Source organism: Micromonospora nigra (assembly GCF_900091585.1).
GTDB lineage: Bacteria > Actinomycetota > Actinomycetes > Mycobacteriales > Micromonosporaceae > Micromonospora > Micromonospora nigra.
This window is the reverse complement of the sequence record NZ_FMHT01000003.1, coordinates 4,568,514-4,591,212: the sequence shown is the minus strand read 5'-3', so window position 1 is coordinate 4,591,212 and position 22,699 is coordinate 4,568,514. Positions and strand designations below refer to the sequence as shown.

The window sequence follows — 22,699 nt, the reverse complement described above, 5'->3', positions numbered from 1 at the left end:
CCGAGATCCGTCGGCGGCCCGAGATCCCGCCGGGCCCGGCCGGCCGGGCGACCGCCGGTCAACCGGCGAGCTGCCCGAAGTCCGGCTCCAACGCATCCCACGGCCCCTGCGCCACCACGGCACCGGCGACCAGCACCACCACGTGGTCGGCGCGGACCAGTGCGGCCCGTTTCGAGGTGGACCCGATCACGGTCACCCCGTCGGCCCGCAGCGCCTGCCACAGGGCCAGCTCGGTGGTGACGTCCAGCGCGGAGGAGACGTCGTCGGCGACGAGCAGTTCGGTTCGCGGGGCCAGGGCACGGGCCAGCGCCAGGCGCTGGAGCTGCCCGCCGGACAGCCTGGTCCCCTTGTGCCCGATCAGCAGGTCCAGCCCGCCGCCGGCCACCGCCAGGTCGTGGTCGAGTTGCGCGGTCGTCACCGCCCGGGTGACGTCCACGTCGTGGCCGAGCGCGATGTTCTCGGCGACGGTGCCGGACAGCACCCGGGGCAGCTGCCCCACGTAGCCCACCTGGTACGGGCGCAGGAACAGCTCCGGCTCGGTCACCCGCTCGCCGTTCCAGGCCAGCCGGCCGGTGTGCCCCACGATGCCGGCGAGCGCCCGCAGCAGCGACGTCTTGCCCGACCCCACCGGCCCGACGACCAGCACCAACTGCCCGCGCTCCACGGTCAGGTCCACGTCCCGCACCGCCACCGTCCCGTCGCCGTGCCGAACCCCGAAGCCGGTCAGCTCCAGCCGGCGCAGCGGGTGGCGTGACGGCAGCTCCGGCGGTGGGGCGGTGCCGGCGGCGAAGTCCACTCCGGGCACCGCCGCCGCGTACGCCCGCTGCCCCGTCATCTGCGCCGTCCGCCGCGTCCACACCCGTGCCGACGGGATCTGGGAGATCAGCGACGCGGTGGTCCAGGCGAACCAGCGGGCCGCCGCCAGCGTCGACACCGCCACCAGCGCCGCCCCGGCGGACAGCCCACCGGTCAGGAACAACGCCCACACGCCGATCGGGAACAGCCCGCTGGCGACCGCCGGGGTGGACCGCGACCACACCTGCACCACGATCTCCCGCCGCTGCCGTTCGCTGCGCGTCACGTCCAGGCCGGCGAGGTGACCCAGCACCGGATCGGTCGCCCCGGCCAGCTTCACCGTGCGGGCCGCCGACAGGGCGGACACCAGCGCGGTCGCGAACCTCGCCCGCGCCTCGACCGTGGCCCGCGCCGAACGCTCCAGCCGCCGACCGAACAGGGTCGCGGCCAGCCCGGACAACCCCATCGCGCCGAGGAAGAACAGCGCGGGTACGACACTGCCGGTCACCACCGTCATCGACACCAGCAGCAGCAGGCAGAGGAACTGGTCGAGGAGATGGTCGGCGAGCTGCACCACCCGCTCGGTGTCACCACCCTGGGCGACCACCTCGGCGGGACTGTGGGCGCTGATCCGGCGCGGGCCGGTCTGCCCGTGCACCAGGCGGGCGCTGATCCGCAGCATCTGCCTGACCCACCAGTTCGGGAACCGCAGGTTCGTCAGGTAGTGCAGCGGGATGGTCGCGATCAGCGCCACCCCGATGCCCACCGCCGGCAGGTAGGGATCGTCGACCCCGTCGACGACGTCGGCCCAGAGCCACGGCAGCAGCGCGCCGTCCGTGCCGACGACCACCATGACGGCCCACATCCCGACCGTGACGACACCGTAGCGGGGGTCGTGCAGGCACAGCCGCAGGATCTCCCGCAGCGTACGCCCGACCGTGGCCGTCGGCGGCACACCGGCCCCGCCGTCCGGGGTCGGGTCGGCGGGGACCGCGTCCCGGCCGACGGGCCCGGTCAGCTCGGCATGGGCTCCGTCAAGGCCGCCGGGCACGATCAGCTCGTCGGGGGCGAGCAGGCCGTCCGGCGGCAGCGGCCGGGCCGCCGGCTCCCGCCCGTCGGCGGGGACCGGCACAGCCCGGTCGCCGGCTGCTCCGGCGGCGGGGGACGGCAGGGTCACCCCGACGGGGTGCGGTGGGACCGTGCCGTCGGGGCCGGGCCCGGTGAGCAGGTCCAGGCCGCCACCCGCGCGGGCCGCCCCGGCGTACGCGGTGGCGTGGCTGGTGGCGAGCAGTTCGGCGAACCGCCGCGACCGGGCCAGCGGCCCCGCCTCGACCACCGCCCCGTCGGCGAGCACCACCACCTCGTCGCAGCCCCGCACCGACGACAGCCGGTGGGCGATGACGATGCCGATCCGGTCGCGCAGCAGCCGCTCGGTGGCCCGTTGCACCCGCGCCTCGGTGACCGGGTCGAGCCGGGCGGTGGCCTCGTCGAGGATCACCACCCGGGGATCGCGGACCAGGATCCGGGCGAAGGCCACCAACTGCTCCTGGCCGGCCGACAGGGCGTGCCCGCCCTCGCCGAGCCGGGTGTGCAGGCCGTCGGGCAGCTCGGCGATCCAGGGGTCGAGGCCCAGCTCGTGCAACGCGCGGGCCGCCGTGGCGAGCAGGTCGGGATCGAACAGGGCCACGTTCTCGGCGAGGGTGCCGGCGAGGATCTCGGTGCGCTGCGGCACCACCGCGACCCACCGGCGCAGCTGCTCGACGTCGAGGTCACGCAGGTCACGGTCGGCGAGGAAGACGGTGCCGGGGGGCAGCTCCACCGCCCGGGTCAGCACCTTGGCCAGGGTGGACTTGCCCGAGCCGGTGCGCCCCACCAGCGCGTACGAGCGGCCCCGAACGAAGGTCAGGTGCACGTCGCGCAGGGCGGGGCCCCGGACGCCGTCCACACTGGGGTACCGGTAGGTGAGCCCTCGGATCAGCAGGTCACCGTCGACGGGTTCGGCCCCGCCGGTCGGTTCCTGCGGGGCGTCCTGGAGCAGCCGCACCCGCCCCCACGCGCCGAGGGCGTACTGGAGTTCGGGCACCATCCGGCTGACGTGCTCGACGGTCGCCGCGTAGGCCAGGGCCAGCAACCAGACCGAGGTGAGTCGGGCGGTGTCGAGCCGGCCGGCGGCCAGCGCCCACGCCCCGCCGAGCACCACCGCCACCACGCCGACCCGGATCACGCCCACCGCCGCCGTGGTCACCCCCGCCGACAGCCGCCACACCCGCCGCCCGCGCGCCAGGACCTCCGCCGCACGCCGGGCGTAGAGCCGCAGCACGTACGGGCGGGCCAGGCTGGTCCGGACGTCGTCCTGCCCGTGGATGGCCTCCTCCATCGTCGCCGCCAGGTCGGACCACGCCTCCTCCTCGGCCATCCGGGCGGGGGCGATCCGCGCGGTGGGGCGGCGCAGCGCCACCACGATGACGACGGTGAGCAGCAGCATGGCGACCCCGGCCGGCCACCACACCAGGACCGCGACGAGCACCGACAGCAGCCCCATGGCCAGCCCCTGCGCGAGCCGCACACCGGTGCCCCGTAGGGCGGACGCCACCTGGTAGACGTCGCCGTCGATCCGGTCGAGCAGCTCACCCACCGGGGTGGTCTCCAGGGTGGGCAGGTCCTGCCCGAGGGCGACCCGGCACAACCGCCGACGCACGCCGGCCGACCAGTCGGCGGTCACCCCCGCCATGACCAGGTTGACCACCAGGTCGGCCGCCACCGCCACGACCAGTGCCACCGCCAGGGCGGCGAAGAACCCGACCGAGCGGTGCGCCAGCACCGGCCCGGCCAGCGCGGCGCCGGCCGTGCCCCCGCCCGCGCCGAGGACGATGAGGCACACCACGAACCCCATCCGCCGGGGTGCGGCGGCCCAGAGGTCACGGAACAGGCGCACGGTGGTCCCCCGGTGGTCGTCGCTGGCGGTGCCCTTCACCCTCCCCCGTGCAGGGTCGGTCGCTCAACGCAATTACGCGGCGGGCAGAGCCGCGCCCGTACCGGGCCGGAAGCCGCCGGATCCGCTGACGGACCGGGTGTGCGATGCCGTGTGGTGCGGGCTGCCGTGGTCAGGCTGGCCCGGTCAGGATGTCCCGCCCAGGGGTGGGCCGGATGGCCCCGGCAGCGTTCACGCCGGAAGTGACGCCCAACCGGGCGGCCCGGCTCAGAACAGGATCGTGGCGAGCGTGCCGACGGGGTGGAAGCCACACCGCTCGTAGACCCGCCGGGCGGGCCGGTTGAAGTCGTTGACGTACAGGCTGACCGTGGGCGCGACCCGGGCGAGCGCGTCGCTGACGACGGCGGCCATCGCGGCGGCGGCGATGCCCCGGCCCCGCCACTCGGGCGCCACCCACACCCCCTGCACCTGCGCGGTGCGCCGGGTGACGACCGCCAGTTCGGCCTTGAACACCACCTGGCCGTCGGCGATCCTGGCGTACGCCCGGCCGGCGCGCACCAGCTCGGCGACGCGCCGCCGGTAGCCGCGCCCGCCGTCCTCGACCAGCGGCGAGACGCCGACCTCCTCCGTGTACATGGCCACGGCCGCCGGGAACAGCAGGTCGACCTCGCTGGGGCGCACCCGGCGCACCCGGGGGTCGGGCCGCAGCGGCGGCGGGGCGTCGGTGGCGAGCAGAGGCTGGTTCGGGCGTACGTCGCGAGCCGGCCCCCAGGCCGCGGAGAGGCGGTCCCACAGGCCGAGTACGGCGTCGGCCCGCCCCACGATCGACGAGCAGAGCCGCTCCTCGCCGGCGAGCTGCTCGGCGAACGCGGCTACGGCGGGGCCGGACGCGAGCACCGGGGTGAGGTTGCCGCCGAGCCAGCACAGCGACTCCAGGCTGCGCCGGGAGCCGTATCCGAGCACCCGCCCCTCGGCACGCCACCAGGCCAGCCCGCGCGCGGCGACCCGCTCGGCGACCTGCGCGCCCGCGTACGGGTCGAGGTCCAGCAGCCGCTCGACCGCGCGCCGTTCCGATTCCCCCAGTTGGCGTACCGGCACCGTCAGCACGGTTACCAGCCTGCCAGATGGGCTGGAGCCTCGCGGGGCTAGTGACGACTACCGCCCCGCCCGGCCCGGTACCGGCTCAGTGCACGGTGACGGTGGCCCCGGGGAGCATGTCCCGCAGGTCCTCGGGGATCTCGGCGCCCATCTCGTCGGCGATGCGCAACGCCTCCTCGATCAGGGTCTCCACGATCTGCGCCTCCGGCACGGTCTTGACGACCTTGCCCTTGACGAAGATCTGCCCCTTGCCGTTGCCGGAGGCCACCCCCAGGTCGGCTTCGCGGGCCTCGCCGGGCCCGTTGACGACGCAGCCCATGACGGCCACCCGCAGCGGCACCGGCAGCCCCTCCAGGCCGGCGGTGACCTCCTCGGCCAGCTTGTAGACGTCGACCTGGGCCCGGCCGCAGGAGGGACAGGAGACGATCTCCAGGCCGCGCTCGCGCAGGCCGAGGGACTCCAGGATCTGGTTGCCGACCTTGATCTCCTCGACCGGCGGGGCGGACAGCGAGACGCGGATGGTGTCGCCGATGCCCTCGGCCAGCAGCGCGCCGAACGCGACCGCCGACTTGATGGTGCCCTGGAAGGCGGGCCCGGCCTCGGTGACGCCGAGGTGCAGCGGGTAGTCACACTTCTCGGCCAGCAGCCGGTACGCCCGGATCATGACCACCGGGTCGTTGTGCTTCACCGAGATCTTGATGTCGCGGAAGCCGTGCTCCTCGAACAGGGAGCACTCCCACAGCGCCGACTCGACCAGCGCCTCGGCGGTGGCCCTGCCGTACTTGGCGAGCAGCCGCTTGTCCAGCGAGCCGGCGTTGACGCCGATGCGGATGGGCACACCCGCGTCGCCGGCCGCCTTGGCGATCTCCTTGACCTTGTCGTCGAACTGCCGGATGTTGCCCGGGTTGACCCGGACGGCGGCACAACCGGCGTCGATGGCGGCGAAGACGTACTTCGGCTGGAAGTGGATGTCGGCGATCACCGGGATCTGCGACTTGCGGGCGATGGCCGGCAGCGCTTCCACGTCGTCCTGTGACGGGACGGCGACCCGGACGATCTGGCAGCCGGACGCGGTCAGTTCCGCGATCTGCTGGAGGGTGGCGTTGACGTCGGAGGTGAGCGTGGTCGTCATCGACTGCACGGACACCGGCGCGCCGCCACCGACCGCGACCGGGCCGACCATGATCTGGCGGCTGGCCCGGCGGGGAGCCAGCGGCGGGGGCGGCATGGCGGGGATACCGAGACTGACAGCGGTCACTTCAGGCACTCACCTTGGGAAGAAGCTGATCGGGTTGACGACGTCCGCGGTGATGGTGAGCAGCGTGAACGCGCCACCGATCAGGATCACCGCGTACGTGAAGGGCATGAGTTTGAAGTAGTCGACCCGGCCGGGGTCGGGCCTGCGCAGCCGCGCGTACACCCAGGAGCGGGCCCGTTCGAACCAGGCGATGGCGATGTGGCCGCCGTCGAGTGGCAGCAGCGGCAGCAGGTTGAACACCCCGATGAAGAAGTTCAGCGAGATGAACAGCATGATGAACAGTTCCCAGGCGTCGTTGGCGACGGCCTCACCGCCGAGGCGGCTGGCGCCGACGACGCTGATCGGGGTGTCGATGTCCCGCTCGCCGCCGGTGATGGAGTTCCACAGGGCGGGGATCTTCTCCGGCAGCCGCTGCAGCGCCTGGGCGGTGCCGACGGCCAGGTCGCCCATGAAGTCGGCGGTCGCGCCGACCGACTCGACCGGGCCGTAGGAGACCAGGCCGGGGGTGGTGATGACGAGCTGGATGCCCAGCGCGGAGACGTCCGTGACCGGGCCGTCCGGGTTGTCGAGGGGCGGGCGCTTGGTGGACGCCAGGACCGTCTCGGTGGTGCCGGTCGTGCCGTCGCGCTCGTACCCGATGGTCGCGGTGGTGCCCGGGGCGACGGCCCGCAGGGCGCTGACCAGTTCGCCGTAGGTGTCGACCGGCGTGCCGTTGACCGAGGTGATCCGGTCGCCGTCGCGCAGCTCGCCCTGGGCGGCGGGGCTGGCCTGGTCGCCGGGGGCGCAGGCCCGGTAGGTGGTGTCCGGCAGGACGCAGTCCTGGATGGCGATCACCGCCGGCTCGTTGCGGACCTGCTCGGGGGTGGAGGGGAAGTTGGGGTTGGGCAGGCCGAGGGTCATCGCGGCGAGCCACGCGGCGACGACGGCGAGGGCGAAGTGGGTCACCGAGCCGGCGGACATCACGATCGTCCGCTTCCACACCGGGTAGCGCCACATGGCCCGCTTCTGGTCGGCGGGTTCGACGTCGTCGTCCTGCGGCGTCATGCCGACGATCTTGCAGAAGCCGCCGAGCGGGATGCCCTTGATGCCGTACTCGGTCTCGCCCCGCCTGAACGACCAGAGGGTGGGGCCGAAGCCGACGAAGTAGCGGGTGACCTTCATGCCGAACGCCTTGGCGGTCAGCATGTGACCGGCCTCGTGCAGGCTCACCGATACGAGGATGCCGAGGGCGAACAGCACCACCCCGAACGCGAACGACATCAGGCTCCTTCCGCCGCAGCGGCGATGATCTTCTGGGTGTGCGCACGCGCCCACGTTTCGGCGGCGAGCACGTCCCCGACGGTACCTGGTTCGTCGAAGTCGGGAGCGTCGTCCAGCACCCGTTCGAGGGTGTCGACGATGCCGAGGAACGGCAGCCGCCCCGCGACGAACGCGGCGACGCACTCCTCGTTGGCGGCGTTGTAGATCGCGGGGCGGCACCGGCCCGCCCGGCCGGCGGCCTTGGCCAGGGCGACGGCGGGGAACGCGTCGTCGTCCAGCGGGGTGAACTCCCAGGTGTGGGCGGTGGTCCAGTCGACGGCGGGGGCCGCGTCGGCGACCCGGTCGGGCCAGCCGAGGCCCAGGGCGATGGGCAGCCGCATGTCGGGCGGGCTGGCCTGGGCGAGGGTGGAGCCGTCGACGAACTCGACCATCGAGTGGATCACGGACTGTGGGTGCACCGTCACGGTGATGTCGGCGTAGGGCACGTCGAACAGCTCGTGCGCCTCGATCACCTCCAACGCCTTGTTGACCATGGTCGCCGAGTTGATCGTGACGACCGGCCCCATGTTCCAGGTGGGGTGAGCGAGGGCCTGCTCGGGCGTGACGTCGGTCAACTCGTCGCGTCGCCGCCCCCGGAACGGCCCCCCACTGGCGGTGACGACCAGCCGCCGCACCTCGCCCCGCGCGCCGCCGCGCAGGCACTGGGCCAGCGCCGAGTGCTCCGAGTCGACGGGCACGATCTGCTCCGGCCGCGTCACGGCGGCCCTGACCAGCGAGCCGCCGGCCACCAGCGACTCCTTGTTGGCCAACGCGAGGGTACGCCCGGCCCGCAGCGCCGCCAGGGTCGGCGCGAGCCCCAACGACCCCACCACCCCGTTGAGCACGACGTCGCACGGCCACTGCGCCAGCTCGGTCATCGCGTCCGGCCCGGCCACGATCTTGGGCAGCTTGAACTCGCCGCTGGCCCAGCCGCGCCGGCTCGCCTCGGCGTAGAACGCGAGCTGGAGATCCTGCGCGGCCGAGGCCTTGGCCACCCCGACCGCGTCGACGCTCAACTCCAGAGCCTGGGCGGCGAGCAGGGCGACGTTGCCGCCACCGGCCCCGAGGGCCACCACCCGGAACCGGTCTGGGTTGCGGCGCACGATGTCGATGGCCTGGGTGCCGATGGATCCTGTCGAGCCCAGCAGGACAAGGTCACGGGGGGAGGTCACCGGCCCATTCTTCCCCACCCTCCCTGTGCCCCGACTGGGAGCCCGGGCGTCGTCGCGGGTCGCCGGGGTGGCCAGGGTCACGGGGTGCGGGTCACGGGGTGCGGCTCACGGGGTGCGGGTCACGGGGTGCGGGTCACGGGGTGCGCCGGCGTGGCACAGGTTGCGGCACCTTGCGGTATCCCGGCCGCCTGACGGCGCGAGGTGCGGCGAATCGCGGTATCCGAGGGCCGGGACAGGCCGACATGCCGCACGTCGGGGTGGGGTGGTCGGCTCAGTGGCCCTTCGCCCGCCGACCTGGCCCGGCACCGGCCGGGTCAGGCCGGTGCCGGGCACGAATCAGGCCCGCGCCGGACGCAGCTCAGGGCCGGTGCCGGACGCGGGTCGGGTCAGCGGTCGCTGCCGAAGCGGGTCGACCGGGCCCCGGCGACGAACGCCGTCCAGGCCGCCGCGTCGAAGCTGAGCACCGGGCCGGTGCGGTCCTTGCTGTCCCGTACGCCGATCAGGTCGGCCAACCCCGCCACCTCCACGCAGTCGCCCTCGCCGCCGGACCGGGACGACGTCCGCCACACCCCGTCACGCACCATCGGTCATCTCCTTCGTCAGCGCCGCGACCAGCTCGCGGGACTCGTCGACATTCAACGCCCGTTCCCCGAGGGACTGCCAGGCGTCCTCATAGGTCTGGATCTCGTGGGGTTTGTCAAGGTAGACAGCCCCGCAGGGGCCGTCCATGTAGATGGTGGTGGGCTCGGGCTCCCGCACGTGGGTGGGAAAGTCGAGCATGGTGAAGGTGCCGGCCTGGGCCCAGCGGAACAGGCCGGCGCGCAGCGGCAGCACCCGGAGCGTGACGTTGTGTCGCCGGCTGTTCACCACCAACGCGTCGAGCTGGCGCACCATCGCCCCCTGGTCGCGCAGGGGACGGCGCAGCACCGCCTCGTTGAGGATCACGTCGATCTGCGGGGGTCGGGGCACCGCACGGGCGAGCAGCCGTTGCCGCTGGAGGCGGACGTCGACCTTCGCCCGGCGTTCCGCCTCGGTGAGCTGCGGGTTGTCGGTGGCGATCACCTCGGTCATGTACTCGACCGTCTGGAGCAGGCCAGGGATCAGGTCTGCCTCGTACTTGCGGATGCGGGTGGCGGCGGCCTCCAGGCCGACGTACAGCTTGAACCAGTCCTTGATCGCCTCGCCGTAGCTGTGCCACCAGCCGTGCGCCCTGGTCTCGCGGGCCAGCGACCGCATCGTCTCGATGGTCTCCGGGGTCGCGCCGTAGACCCGGCACATGGCCTCGACGTCGTTCGGGTGCATCGAAACCTGACCGGTCTCGTAGCGCCAGATCCGGGGCGTCGACCATTCGAGTTGTTTCGCCGCCGCCGAGACGGTCACGTACGCGTTTTCTCGAAGTTCATTCAGATATCTTCCCAACTGCCTGCGGGGAACGGTGCTGCCCGGGTCGTCCACGTCGTCTCCCTGCCTGTCGCCACGTAATGCACCTCATCCCTTGGTCCGCATTCTTCTCCGAAAGATTGCCCGAGGCCAGTGGGCCGGCCGACCATTCTTCCGACCCCGCGTCGCGGCGGTGGTCGACCCAGGGGCGGGAGTCACGTCCCGAACCTCATTCCCCCGATTCCCGCCCCTGGCACCCATTCGGCACGCAATTCCCACGTGGAGGTAATCGTGCGCCTGTTCGCGCTTCGTCGTCTGCACGCGCTTTGGTGGCTCTTCGCGCTCCAGTGGCTCTTTGCGCTTCGTCGCAGGGAGCAGCCGGTGCCCGCAGCGCCTCGGCACCGACGCGACTGGTCCCGGTGGGGGCGACACTGCGTGTGCGGGCTGCGCTGGCGCTGCCCGGACCACACTGCCCGCGTATCCCCGGCGGAGCCGACATCCCACCGGTCCGACCGGTTTCGGAGGGTGCGGTGACCAGCAGCACTCAGCATGCCGGAGCCGCCGGAATAGCCGATCCGGGTCGGCGGGCGCCGGCAGGTGGGCCTGACGGACCGGCACTGGCTCCACCCCGGCCCCTGGTCGTCGTCGGAGACTTCATCACGACCGCGGAGGCCGACTACTGCTACGGCACCGGCCCGCTGCGCCTAAGGGTCACACACGTGCCCGACCGCGCGGAACATCCCGCGCTGGAATGGGTCGAACTGACCGGCCAGCAGCTACGTTTTGACGGCCGCCCGGACGACGGAAGGATCCGTCGCGCCCTGGTGCGGGTGGCGGCCCTGCGCGCCCGCCCTGTTCTCGACGCCCCGCCTCAAGTGGGTGCGCGGTGAAGCAGCACGCGAGGGCGCACCTGGAACGGCACCTGGCCGTCCGGCCCGTCTGGCGCTGCCGAGAATGTGCCGCCGCATGGCCGTGCCCGGCCGCGAAACTGCGGCTACGCGCGGAGTACGCCCACGACCGTCCGGGGCTGGCGATCTATCTGTGCGTGTTGATGCACGACGCAATCAGTGACCGCCTGCGGATCGATCCTGACGGGGTCGATCCGGCGGAATACTTCAGACGATTCATCGGCTGGACCCGCTCCTCAGGACTTTGCCTGACCGACACGGCCATGCCCATCAGATCGTCGCGCGCTGACACACGCGCATGACACGCCGGTATAGAGTTCAGGCCCAGCGATATCGGGTTTTGGCTCTCCTATACCCCAAACCATCCTCAGCGAATCGCCTTGCTTCTCCTGCGATCACCAGAAGATCGTACGCTAGGCCTGTTGAGAACGGCTCCAGCAACCAAGGCACTTATCGAAGCAGCCGCCGCCACATTTGCCAACGAGCCTACTGTAGTCATCCGGCAACTCCGCATCGACAGCTCCCGACGTCAATTTGCCGCAGCGACCTGCGCCACACCATGACTCACCGCCGACGCCCTGCACTGCCAACGCGAGCACGTCACCTACCTCGTCGAACGCGGCGCGCACATCTGAAGTGCCTGACGACAATCACCGGCATCAGCCTCCCACACGCCACCAGGCCCTGCAGATCGGCCGCCGGAAACGATACCTGCACCAGCCAAAACGCTTCACCCCGAGACCGTCTACGCCATCACCAACCTGCGCGTGCACTACGCCAAACCGGCACAGCTGGCGGCATGCACCGCGGCCACTGAAACATCGAGACCAAAATCCACTGGGTACGGGACGTCACCTACGACGAGAACCGATCCCAAATCTGCGGCCGGATCCAGACCAGAGGTCATGGCAGCCAGCAACGCGATGCCAAGAAAGTAGTGGCGCTGGAAGCAGGAACAAGACCGCCTTTTCATCGTGATGGCGCTGGTCACGGTCGTGCGGGGAGGCTGTGTCGACATAGGACGAGGCTCCCGGTAAGACAGCAGTCGACCAAGATCCGATGCCCCAACCGGGAGCCTCGCTGTGCTGTCTTACCCGTCCGCGGTCGCGCTGTCCAGCCGCACCCTGAACCACCTGGCCGACCTCATCCGTGCCGAACGCACCCGCCGCCGCGGCCGGTGGGACGCCTCGACGCCGGCCGGCAGGCCCTGCTCGCCCTGGCCCATCTGCGTAACGGGGACACCATCGCCCGTCTTGCCTGCGGCTTCACGGTCAGCGTCACGACAGCCTGGCGGTACGTCCGGGAAGCCATCGACCTGCTCGCCACGCACGCCGAGAGCCTGAACGCGGCCATGCGGCGCATCGCCCGGCTCGCGTACGCGATCCTGGATGGCACCCTGATCCCGATCGATCGGGTCGCGGACCAGAGGCCGTACTACTCCGGGAAACACAAACGCCACGAGGTCAACGTGCAGGTCATCGCAGACTGCAAGGGACGTCTCATCTGGGCCTCAGCCGGCCTGCCCGGCGCCGTGCACGACCTGACCGCCGCCCGCACCCACGGCCTGATCGACGCGCTGAGCAGCGCCAACGTCATGACCTTCGCCGACAAGGCGTACCAAGGCGCCGGCGGCAGCATCCGCACGCCGTTCAAACGCCGTCGTCACCGACCACGATTGTCCCAGCGCCAGAAGACCGTCAACCGGCACCACGCCAAGATCCGCGCCGTCGGCGAACGCGCCGTCGCCACCCTCAAGGGCTGGAAGATCCTGACCAAGCTCCGCTGCTGCCCCCGACGCGCCACCGCGATCATCAAGGCCATCCTCGCTCTACATCACGGCCCGACCAGCCAAAACTCACGATGAAAAGTGCTCGATGTAGACCTATTCGTAAAGGGTCGCAGCAACTAGCATGTCGCCAACCAGCCGCCAGGATGGCTGGTCGGGGACTTCCAAGCCTTGGTTTCGGAAATACCCATCCATACCAGCTATCCATGCCGCCAGCCCATCCAGGAACCGCGGTAGCGTGTTGTTCTCCCATTCCAGCATCTCCGGCGAACTAGAGACAGAAGCCATACGAGTGACAAGTTCAACCAGGTCTTGCCGCGTGACAACGCGGCCAGCCTCATCCTCTAGGTCCATGCCAGCCAACCTTCCGAATTAAGATGCCAATCCCATCGGTTTGGGTAGTGAACTTTTTACGCCATTCCTTGCGAATCTCCGCCCCAGTCGCCATCCTGTAGGGGACCTCGATTCCAGCCTTTTGATAAGCAACCAATCTCCGGTTGTCCAGCGTGTAGAGCTTACCCTCCTTATCGACTAGACGAATGGGGTCGAGAACACTCGAATCAAGGCTACCATCAGCAAGCGCAGCAGCAGTTTCATCGATCGAATGACCCGACTTGAAGTGACTACCAACGCTGTCTTGGGTAAACCGGACTTCGCTCGGATCAATAGTGCAGTTGTGTACGAGGACCGGGGTGTTGCCGGCTAGCACATAGTAGGTGTGGGTGTTGGCGACGGTGAGGTTGTGGACGACCGCGCGCGGGACGGCCCACCGCTCGATGGCGGTGATCTGGACGAACGTTCCGGCGCTGGTCTGGAGCCACTGGCCCGGCTGGAGGTCGGTGGCGTCGATCCACTCGCCCAGCTCAGGCACCCAGAACGGGTGGCCGTCGGTGGCCGTGACCTCGGCGGTGGCGTCGCCGTTGTCGCCGTCGGTGTCGATGCTGACCTTCACCAGCTGCTTGACGCCGTCGCCGGTGATCGTCGCGGTGACAGTGTCGACCTCGGTACGACCGGTCTCCGGATTGGTGACCACGACCCGGTCGCCGGTCTCGACGTCCTCGATCGGCTTGGTCGAACCGTCGGCCATCAGGACCCGTGTGCCCGGCACGAAGCTGTTGGGTACAGGGCAGGAACCGCCACCCCCGTCCGCAGCACCGGAAGCCTCGTTACCGCTGGAGCCGCCGTTGCTGCGCGACGACGCCCCCTCCGAGCCGCCCGGCTTCGAGTTGCCCTTGCCTGCGCTGGAGGCACCCTTGCCAGCACCACCCGAGGCCGCCGAGGAACTCTTCGGATTCGACCTGGCCTGCGCTTCCTTCTGGATCGGGTTACCGGTCTTCTTCGACGACTGCGTCGCCTTGTTGCTCGTCGAGTTGACCATGTCGGCGGCCTTCTTCTTCGCCGCCTGCGCGGCCTTCTTTGCCCGCTCGATCGCCAACTTCTTCGCCGCGAGCGCCGCCTCCTCCGCCGCCCGCGCCGCCTTCAGCACCACCTCGGCGGCCTTCTTCGCCGCCTGCCACGCCTTGATCGCCGAGATCGTGGCACTGATCGCACTCTTGATCTTCGGAGCCTTGGTCAACTTCAATACCGGAATCGAACCGATGATCAGGCTTCCACACGCCCACAGATCACCGCCGAAGCAGTTGATCGCGTCGTTGATTCCGAGGAACTCCTTCAGCACGTGCCATGCCGCACCCAGAATCACCGACACCAGCGACCTGTTCCAGTCAGCCTGCGCCTGCGCCACCATCGCCGGCGACAGACCCGCACCCGCCAGCGCCGCGTTCAGCTCCGACTGCGTCAACGACACAGACAGACCAGTCGGGTCCGAGTGCGTCACCGGGTTGTTGTGCGCGTACGTGTAACCGTTGTTCTGCACCGGGTCAGTCAGATCCAGGACCGGGTCCGCCGACAGGAACCGACCCACCTCCGGGTCGTACAACCGAGCACCCAGCGGCACGAAACCCGACGCGTCGTCGCGTACCGCGCCCAGGAAGCCCCGGTTCGTCTTCAGATCACCACTGACCGTGCCCGACCGGACGTTGCCGAACGGATCCTGCTTACGGATCCCCACCGCCATGCCCGCCGCGAGACCCACCTCGGCGTACGGGCTGCCCTGATGATCACCCGCCATCGCGGTCAACGCCTGCTCGACCGTGCCCGCCACATGCCGCACCACGGCGCCACCCGGCGTGGAGTACGACCGCTGGGTGTTCACCGGCGCACCACCGAGGCGCACCGTCAACTGGGCCTCACCCAGGTTCAACGTCGCCTGACGGCCCTGCACCGTCAACAGCCGCGAACCGCCGGGGCCGTAGATGTGCTGCGTCTCGTCCTGCGCGTCCCACCGCTGCGCCGAGGAACCCGCGTCGCAGGTCGCCAACCCGATCTCATGGGCGTCCGTCGCGGAACTCTTCGCCACGACACACAACCCCGAAGCGGGGTGCTTCAACTGGCCGGTCGACAGCCGCTCCAGGTGCTGAGCGGCCGAACCGTCGCACGCCTGGAGTTGCAGCAGCGCGGTCGTCGTCGTGCCGGACGGCTGGACGCACCACGTGTCGTCGTACACCGACAGGGTGCCCAGGTCGCCGTTGGGCTGGCCCTCGACCGGAGTGAAGGCCCACTTCTGCCAGGCGCCGCCGTTGCACGGGTACAGCTGCACCGCCTGGTTCGGCTGCGCCTGCCCCTGGTCCAGGTCCAGGCACTTGTCGCCCATGCCCAGGTAGGCGGTGCGGCCCTTGCTGCCCGAGCCGGTGATCCGCTCGACCTGGCCGTCGTACGTCCAGGACAGTTCCTGCTCGTCGCCGTTCTGGGTCGACTGCACCGACTTCGTCTCGCCGGTCAGCTCGTACAGGCGGGTCGCCTCGGAGACGATCGCCGCGCCCTGCGGGGTGGTCCAGGTCTTCGTGACCGTGGTCAGGGTGCGCGGCTGGGCGCCGCTGGGCTGGCCGTACCCGTAGGTGGTCTCGATCGGGCCGGTGGAGGTGCTGCCGGTCAGGTCCCGCTCGACCAGCTTCTGCCGGTTGCCGAGCAGGTCGTAGTCGTACTCCTGCCAGTAGCCGGTGCCGTCGACGCCGGGGATGGCGTTGACGGTGCCGGTGGCGCTGCCCGGCCCTGCGGCGCAGGAGTCCTGGTCAGCCGACGTCCAGGCGTTGCGGAGCTGACCGAGCGCGTCGTAGCGGAAGCACTGCCGCTCCGCGTGGGCGGTGGCGTGTTCGCGGATCGTGGTGACGTTGCCGGCGTCGTCGTAGTCGTAGGAGCGGTCGGAGACGACGTGGGCGTCCTTGACCTCGCGGAACACCTGCTGGCGGGTCAGTGCGCCGCTGGCGTCGTCGAAGGTCGCCATGGTCCACACCCGGTACGGGTGCGCGCCCAGCGTCGAGCGCAGCACCTGACCGTACGGCGAGTAGACGGTCTCCGAGCCGTACCAGTCCTTGCCGGACACCGACAGCGGCAGGCCGTCCTTGGTGTAGCGGACCAGGATCTTCTCGCTGGGCAGCGGACCGACCGCCGGCAGCGTCGTCGCCTCCGGCAGGCCCGTGTCGGTGTACGAGTAGTCGTACCGGTAGTCGCGGTCGAGGCCCCACGTGTCGGCGATCGACTGCGGCAGCGTTAGCGTCGTCGACGTGGGCTGGTAGTCGGAGGTGTAGCCGCCGATCGACTGCGTGTACGGCAGGCCGTCGGTGTAGCGGGTCGACGTCGCCGGCAGGCCCTTGCCGCCGGACACCGTGTCGTAGGTGTACTCGGCCAGCAGGTTGCCGGTGCTGTCGCCGAGGCGCTGCTGCGTCGGGCGGGACAGCTGGTCGTACCCGTTCCAGATGGTGATGCCACGGGCGTGGGTCGTGGTGAGCTGCCGGTCGCGGTGGTCGTAGGTGAAGGTGGAGATCCCGGCGTCGGGGTCGGTGGCCTTCTTCAGCCGGCCGCGCCCGTCGTACTCCCAGGTCCACGGGTGGGTGGCCTTGGCGGAGTGGGTGGCCTCCACCAGCTGGCCGCGCTGGTCGTACTCGTACCGCATCGAGGTGAAGTCGGTCCGGGCGGCGTCGCGGAAGGTGTCCACCCGCGAGGTGCGACCCAGGGCGTCGGTCCACAGCCGGTACGAGGCCGCCCCGTCGGGGTTGACCACGGTGGAGTGGTCGAGCCCGTAGACGTAGCGGGTGGCCCGCTCCGGCTTTTCCACCCCGGCGAGCAGCGGCATCTCCAGGGTGACCCGGCCGAGCCCGTCGTAGGTGTAGCGGGTGGCGTTGGGCACCACCGTGTCGGACAGTGGCGTGAACAACTGACCGGTCGGGGAGCCCTCGGCGAAGTAGGCGTTGTTGGTCTGCCACACCTCGCCGGCCGAGTTGTAGAGCGTGTCGGTGATCAGCCGACCGCCGCCGGTGGCCTCGACCTGGCTCTGCCGCTCGCGGCCCAGACCGTCGTAGATGGTGACGGAGGTCTGGATCCGATTGTCGTGGCCACGGCTGAACGTGGTGACGTACGGCGGCTTGCGGTCCTGGTCCTCGGCGTCCTCGGGGTCGACGGTGACGGCGGGCAGGGCGTACTCGGCGCGGAAGTCCGGCACAGCCGTCGGCGACGGCGTACGCCCCGCTCCCCACGCCTCGACCAGGCGGCCGAGGGCGTCGTACTTCGCCTCGCTGACGTGCCCGTTGGGGTCGGTGGTCTTCAGGGTGACGGCGCGGCCCGGGTCCAGCTCGCGGGTCTGCTCGTGCCCGAGGGAGTTCTCCTCCCGCACCGAGTGGGCCTGCCCGGAGGCGGGGAGGTATTCGATCTGCGAGACGTTGCCGTCGGGGTCGGTCCGGCTCGTCACCCGCCCGATCGGGTCGAAGGCGGTGGTGCCCTCGTTCTGGAAGCCGGAGCCGTCCGCCTTCAGCGACCAGGTCTGGGTGGCGAGGCCACGCCCGGTCGCGGGGATGGCCGCGCCGTACGCCTGACCGTCGTAGGCGACCCGGCCCGCCGAGGCCAGCGTCGTCAGGTCCTCGAACGTGGCTGCGGCGCAGGTCGTGGCGCTGGTTCGGATCTGCCTGGTCAGGCCGATGATGTGTTTGCCGGTGTCGTGCAGGTGGTCGACGGTGGTGCAGGACTCGTCGCCCGACTCCTGGGTGTCGCCGAGGGACTCGATCGTCACCGGCAGGCCGTACACGGCGTCGTAGGTGGTCTTCGTCTCGACCACGCGCAGGGTCCGGGTGTCGTCGCCGTCGCCGGACGACCTGGCCCACGCCTTCTGCCTGGCGTCGGTGACCCGCCAGGCCTTCAGCGGGTCGAGGCCGTCGTCGCGGGCGCGGGAGGCCAGTTCGGTGGCCGCCGGGTAGGTGACGCTGCGGGTCAGCCAGTCCGCGGCCGGGTCGCCCGCACTGGCGTACGTCAGTTCCTCGGCGACGCGGCCGGCGAAGGGCTCCCGGTCGTCGGCGATCCGCGCGCCGGTGATGTCGGTGACCTCGACGGTGTCGCCCATGCCGCGGAAGTAACGGGTCACGGACTTGGTCCGCTCGCTGCCCAGCTCCGGGGTTTCCGGGCCGGTGAGCACGGTGACCTGCTCGAAGCCGGCGAACTGGGAGTACGTGCGGCGGGACTTCTTGGTGAACTCCTGCTCGGCGAGCCGCCAGGCGGCGTTGGCGTAGGCGTACTCGGTGCGGGTGGAGTTCGCGGCCCCGTCGATGGCCGGCAGTTCCTCGATGGCCTTGACGACGTACTTGTGGAACCAGTCGATCTCGTCGTCGGCGGCCGGATCCGGGTGCCAGAAGCTGGGGTAGCACAGGCGGGTGTTGGCCTGGTAGCCCGCCGTGGTGGTGGGCAGTCCGACGCCGGTGTCGCACGCGCCCTCGGGCGCGCTGTAGGTGACGACGGTCTCGCCGCCGTACTCGTTGACCACCCGCTCGATGCGCAGCCGGGAGAAGCCGGGGCGGTCGTCGTCCTCGACGCGGTTCGGCATGTCCTCGCGGTTGTGCACGAACCGCACCGGGTTGAGCGTGATCCGGTCGGCGGCGGTGCCGCTGGCGCCGTGACCGGTGCGCTGGATCGACTCCAGCCACAGGGCCGTGTTGGGGCCGGTCAGCAGGGTCGGGAAGGATTGGGTGAGCTGGTACTCGTCCACCTTCTGGAGGTCGGTGAGACCGCTGCGCCGCTGCGCGAAGGTGGTGATCTTGTCGAGGCGCTTGCGGGTGAAGAAGGACGGCGACACGTCCCAGCACTTGCCGTCCGCGTCGCAGTTGAGGGCGGCGGGGGTGTCGTACCAGATGCGGTAGTCGTCGGGGATCTCGCTGTTGAAGTTCGCTTCGGAGCAGGTGAGCCCGCCCTCGGCGAAGCACCGCTCCGCGACGTCGAAGGTGACCCGGGCCAGCGGCGCGGCCGTGTAGACGGTGTCCTTGCGCTGCCCGTAGTCGATCCGGGTGAGGTAGCCGCCGCGGTCGTACGACACGGGGGACTTGAAGTTGAAGTTCCGGGCGTAGTTGTTGGTTTCCTTGGCCCACCACAGGCTCATCGCGTTGCCGTGGACGTCCTCGACGTAGTCCAGCGACCACCGCCAACCCTGCGTGCAGTGCGACCCGTGCCAGTCGCCCGCCTGGTAGCAGGGCTCACCGGCATGGTTGCCGTAGACCGGGACGGTGAGCACCGAGTTGGTCACCGGCTTGCCCTCGGACCAGCCGGGCAGGCGGTTGCGGCCGAAGTGGTACTTCGTGCCGTCCCGGGTGGTGACGACCCAGTACTCGCCGTCGGCGTCGCCGTTGACCCCGCCCGTCTTCAGTTCGACCTTCGAACCGTCGCCGTTGGCGGTGGTCCACGTGCCACTGTCCCAGACCAGCTCAGTGGTCATGCCGCCCAGGGACAGGGTGGCGTTGTCGGAGCCCCAGCACAGGTCGGCGGTGCGGTGCGTGGTGTTGTTCGCACCGGCCTTCTTGGAGTCCTGCCGACAGTTGGCGTACGAGCGGGTGATGGCACCGGCCGCGTAGTCCCAACCGTCGCCGATCCACGACGCCTGGTTGTTGGTGGCGGAAATGCACCAGCCTGGAGGACCAGGCCACCTACTCGTGGGACGTGCGGGCCGAGGACACCTCCGGGCGCGACCTCCACGTACTTCCCGCCGGGCACCGACCCGTGCCGCCTCACCGTCGACGCGGCCGCACCCCCGGCGCCGGACGTCACCAGTGACGTGTTCCTGCGGGCCACCCCCGACGGGGCCACCTGGACGACGGTGAACTTCGGCGAGACCGGAGCCATCTCCTTCAAGGCCACCGGCGCCGTGCAGTTCAGCTACGCCTTCGAGGGCATCCGCCACACGTACGTGCCGGCCGTCGCCGGTGAGGCCACCGTGCCCGACCTGCGGCCCCGCCACGCCGGTCCCACCACGCTGCACGTCTACGCCTACGACGTGGTCGGCAACCGCAGCGCCCGCACCGACTACGCCATGTATGTGCCACCACGCGACTCCGGTGACGGCCCCGGCGACACCGGTGGCGACGGAATCCCCGACCTGATGTTCGTGGACAACGCGGGCAACCTGCGCACCTACGCGGGTGACGTCGACGAGAACGACACCACCAGCGACGGCGAGCTGTACGCCTGGCTGTACTCCTCGTACGACAACGAGGGCACCCTCAACCCGCCCGGGCACTGGTGGAACGGCACGAAGGCGGCACTGATCACCAAGCACTCCGACGCGTACCCGGGGGACGGCATCACCGACCTGTTCGCGGTCGCCCCCGACGGCGGTTTCTGGCTCTACCCCGGCGACGGGTACGGCAGCTTCGACGTCGACCGACGGCTGCGGATCATCCTGCCCGGCAACGCCCCGAACCCGTCGACCTGGACCCAGATCAAGGCTCTCGGCGACATCACCGGTGACAGTCGGCCCGACCTGGCCCTGCGCTCCGGCGGCGAGTTCTGGGTGCTGTCGGGCTACACCGGGGCCGGTTTCCAGGAGGCCACCCGGATGAACCACAACGCCTGGGCTGACCGGGAGGTGCTCAACATCGCCGACATCGACCTCGACGGCACACCCGACCTGCTGTGGCGCAACCTCGTCAACGGCAACATGTACATCCGGCACGGCCGGCCGGGTGCGACGCCGGGCAGCGTTGACCTCGTCTCGCTGATGCTGGCCGCCAACTCCCGCGACGGTGACGTCAGCTATGGCACCGGCTGGTCGGCGGCGAACATGGCCGTCGTCGTCAGCATCCCCGACATCAGCGGCGACAACGTGCCCGACATGTGGGTGCGGTACGAGTCGGACGGCAAGATGCGCGTCTACCACCCGTCGACCACCAACACCGGCCCGGCCGTGAAGCTGGTTCTCGGTGACGACTGGCGGATCCACAAGACCTTCGGCTGAGCACACGCACCGCGACCCGCGGGCCGGGCGGTGTCGACCGCCCGGCCCGGCTGCACGACGACGGTACGGTGAGCGCGGGGCCGAAAGGCCGGGCAGCACGACGGTGTCGTCGCCGGTCAGGGGGCGTCGACGACGAAGGTCTCCACCTCCACGCCCCCGTACCAGTTCGTGCGCCGGCCCACCGGCGTCATGCCGAGGCGGCGGCACACCGCCGTCGAGCGCTCGTTGCCGGGGGCCACCACCGCGTAGACCCGACGGCCACCGAGCGCGAACTCGCGGTCGAGCATGGCGCGGGCGGCCTCGGTGGCGTACCCGTGGCCCTGCGCGTCGGGGTGCAGGTGCCAGCCGACCTCGATGTCCCCGGTCGGTGTCTCGCCGTCGCAGCCCGGCAGGGGCTTGACCAGCACGGTGCCCGCCACCACACCGGTCGCGCGCACCTGCACCGCCCACAGGCCGTACCGGCCGGCGTACCGGTCGAACCGCGCACTCCAGGCGGCCAGCCGCGGAGCGGCCTGCGCCGGATCGGTCAGCCGCCCCGCTCCCCCGCCCAGCCAGCGCATCACCTCGTCCCGCGAGTAGATGTCGTAGAACCGGTCGAGGTCGGCCGGCGCGTCGGTCCACGCACGGATCACCAGGCGGTCGGTCGTGACTACGGTCATGGGCGGCGATCCTAATGACTGACGGGCGGAGCGACGGGGAAGAAAACGGCGATGGGCGACGGATGGCGGCGGACGAAGCGGATCACCAGTGCCGCGTTCCGGCCGGTACGGGGACGGGACCTGTCGCTGCACGCCGCCGCGATCACGTTCTACGGGGCGATCGCCGTGGTGCCGGTGGCGCTGCTGGCGATCTGGCTCACCTCGCTGGTGGCGGGAGCCGACCGGGTACGCCGGCTCACGTCGTACGCCGTGGAGACGCTGCCCGACGCGATCGGCGCGCCCCGCGCGGTGGCCGCGCTGGTCGAGGCCGGGGTGGGGTTGACCCCGCTGCTCGCGTTGGCCTCGCTGCTGCCCGCGTCGCTGTACGGCGAGGGGCTGCGGCGGGCGTTCGTGTCGGTGGCGCTGTCGCACACCGGCGAGTCCTTCGTCGGCTGGCGGGGACGGCTGTTGCTGCTGCCGCTGCTCGCTCCCGCCCCGGCGTTACTGCTGTCGATCCTGCTCGCGCTGCCGGTGACCACCCGGCTGGTGCGGCAGGGCGGCTGGGTGGGTGCGCTCGGGGTGGTGCTGTCGTTCCTGGCGGTGTGGCTGGTGCTCACCCCGGTGCTGCTGTGGGTGTTCCGGGTGGTCGGCCCGGCGTCGCCGGACTGGCTGTCCACGCTGGCGGTCGGATCGTTCACGGCGGCGAACCTGTCCGGCTTCCTGCACGGTTTCGTGCTGTTCGCCTCCCTGCCGATCGACCTGGGCGTTCCGTTCGGGGGTTTCGACGCGATCGGCGCGGGCGTGGCGGTGCTCCTCTGGCTCTACCTGTTCCACGTGATCGTCCTGGCCGGCTACTCGGCCACCCTGGCCCTGTCCCGCTGGCGCACCCACCCCGGCCCCGCTCCCCCGCCCCCCGCCCGACCCTGTCGATCATGAAGGTTGTCGCTACGGGCGCGCGCCTTCGGAGCAACAACTCCATGATCGACACAACGGGTCGACGCCGCAGGGCGCAGCGGGCCACAGGCAGGGCGCCGGCGGCAGGCGGCAGGGGGCAGGGCACTGCGGAGGGCAGGCGGCAGCGAGGGCAGGGCGCGGGAGAGTTGGCGCTGG

The 22,699-nt window shown here is 70.8% G+C and carries 13 protein-coding genes and 2 pseudogenes; 5 read left to right on the top strand and 10 right to left on the bottom strand.

All coding sequences use genetic code 11. The features are described from left to right. Positions 1-58: 58 nt before the first annotated feature. From GA0070616_RS19970 to GA0070616_RS19940, 7 genes are all read right to left on the bottom strand, one after another. Complete coding sequence (locus GA0070616_RS19970) at positions 59-3,730, bottom strand: ATP-binding cassette domain-containing protein (RefSeq protein WP_091091184.1); 3,672 nt, start codon at positions 3,728-3,730, stop codon at positions 59-61. A 264-nt stretch (positions 3,731-3,994) separates the two neighbouring features. Further along, a complete protein-coding gene (locus GA0070616_RS19965) occupies positions 3,995-4,834 on the bottom strand; it encodes a GNAT family N-acetyltransferase (protein ID WP_091085203.1) in 840 nt (279 codons plus the stop codon). Positions 4,835-4,910: 76 nt separating this feature from the next. Beyond that, entirely contained in the window at positions 4,911-6,083 is a 1,173-nt protein-coding gene (gene ispG, locus GA0070616_RS19960) for a flavodoxin-dependent (E)-4-hydroxy-3-methylbut-2-enyl-diphosphate synthase (RefSeq protein ID WP_091085200.1), read from the bottom strand. A gap of 9 nt (positions 6,084-6,092) precedes the next feature. Next, entirely contained in the window at positions 6,093-7,343 is a 1,251-nt protein-coding gene (locus GA0070616_RS19955; protein WP_091085195.1) for a M50 family metallopeptidase, read from the bottom strand. Continuing rightward, a complete protein-coding gene (gene dxr, locus GA0070616_RS19950) occupies positions 7,343-8,554 on the bottom strand; it encodes a 1-deoxy-D-xylulose-5-phosphate reductoisomerase (protein ID WP_091085191.1) in 1,212 nt (403 codons plus the stop codon). Before dxr ends, GA0070616_RS19955 begins: the two co-directional genes overlap by 1 nt. 386 nt (positions 8,555-8,940) lie before the next feature. Next, positions 8,941-9,123, bottom strand: coding sequence for a DUF397 domain-containing protein (locus GA0070616_RS19945; RefSeq protein ID WP_091091181.1), 183 nt, complete (start codon positions 9,121-9,123; stop codon positions 8,941-8,943). Between the two features lie 4 nt (positions 9,124-9,127). Further along, positions 9,128-10,009 (bottom strand): helix-turn-helix domain-containing protein, encoded by an 882-nt coding sequence (locus GA0070616_RS19940; RefSeq protein ID WP_091085187.1) that lies wholly within the window; start codon positions 10,007-10,009, stop codon positions 9,128-9,130. 644 nt (positions 10,010-10,653) lie between these two features. On the opposite strand from GA0070616_RS19940, the gene GA0070616_RS28250 reads away from it, so the two are divergent. The 3 genes and pseudogenes from GA0070616_RS28250 (at position 10,654) to GA0070616_RS19925 (ending at position 12,706) form a co-directional block, all read left to right on the top strand. Further along, positions 10,654-10,824, top strand: a complete 171-nt coding sequence (locus GA0070616_RS28250; RefSeq protein ID WP_175440142.1) for a hypothetical protein — start codon at positions 10,654-10,656, stop codon at positions 10,822-10,824. Continuing rightward, positions 10,821-11,144 carry a hypothetical protein gene (locus tag GA0070616_RS19935; protein WP_245712837.1) on the top strand — a complete coding sequence of 108 codons (324 nt, stop codon included), beginning with the start codon at positions 10,821-10,823 and terminating at the stop codon, positions 11,142-11,144. Before GA0070616_RS28250 ends, GA0070616_RS19935 begins: the two co-directional genes overlap by 4 nt. Positions 11,145-11,924: 780 nt before the next feature. Then, a pseudogene (locus GA0070616_RS19925) lies at positions 11,925-12,706 on the top strand (transposase family protein). A gap of 18 nt (positions 12,707-12,724) precedes the next feature. Here the strand turns inward: GA0070616_RS19925 and GA0070616_RS29475 are convergent. Next, positions 12,725-12,982, bottom strand: coding sequence for a DUF7660 family protein (locus tag GA0070616_RS29475; protein ID WP_425412963.1), 258 nt, complete (start codon positions 12,980-12,982; stop codon positions 12,725-12,727). Then, on the bottom strand, positions 12,966-19,436 hold the full coding sequence (locus GA0070616_RS19920) for a ricin-type beta-trefoil lectin domain protein (RefSeq protein ID WP_425412962.1): 6,471 nt from the start codon (positions 19,434-19,436) through the stop codon (positions 12,966-12,968). Before GA0070616_RS19920 ends, GA0070616_RS29475 begins: the two co-directional genes overlap by 17 nt. Before the next feature lie 185 nt (positions 19,437-19,621). On the opposite strand from GA0070616_RS19920, the pseudogene GA0070616_RS19915 reads away from it, so the two are divergent. Further along, positions 19,622-20,951: pseudogene (locus GA0070616_RS19915) on the top strand (FG-GAP repeat domain-containing protein); the annotation flags it as partial. Positions 20,952-21,067: 116 nt separating this feature from the next. On the opposite strand, the gene GA0070616_RS19910 reads toward GA0070616_RS19915, so the two are convergent. Next, complete coding sequence (locus tag GA0070616_RS19910; RefSeq protein WP_091085178.1) at positions 21,068-21,610, bottom strand: GNAT family N-acetyltransferase; 543 nt, start codon at positions 21,608-21,610, stop codon at positions 21,068-21,070. Positions 21,611-21,661: 51 nt separating this feature from the next. Between GA0070616_RS19910 and GA0070616_RS19905 the strand changes: the two genes are divergently transcribed. After that, positions 21,662-22,525 carry a YhjD/YihY/BrkB family envelope integrity protein gene (locus GA0070616_RS19905; RefSeq protein ID WP_091085174.1) on the top strand — a complete coding sequence of 288 codons (864 nt, stop codon included), beginning with the start codon at positions 21,662-21,664 and terminating at the stop codon, positions 22,523-22,525. The last annotated feature ends 174 nt before the right edge of the window (positions 22,526-22,699 follow it).

Excerpts from the sequence above, each read along its gene's own strand:
- GA0070616_RS19905 (WP_091085174.1), top strand. The coding sequence starts at position 21,662 with ATGGGCGACGGATGGCGGCGGACGAAGCGGATCACCAGTGCCGCGTTC.
- GA0070616_RS19955 (WP_091085195.1), bottom strand. The coding sequence starts at position 7,343 with ATGTCGTTCGCGTTCGGGGTGGTGCTGTTCGCCCTCGGCATCCTCGTA.
- GA0070616_RS29475 (WP_425412963.1), bottom strand. The coding sequence starts at position 12,982 with ATGGACCTAGAGGATGAGGCTGGCCGCGTTGTCACGCGGCAAGACCTG.
- GA0070616_RS19910 (WP_091085178.1), bottom strand. The coding sequence starts at position 21,610 with ATGACCGTAGTCACGACCGACCGCCTGGTGATCCGTGCGTGGACCGAC.
- GA0070616_RS19920 (WP_425412962.1), bottom strand. The coding sequence starts at position 19,436 with ATGACCACTGAGCTGGTCTGGGACAGTGGCACGTGGACCACCGCCAAC.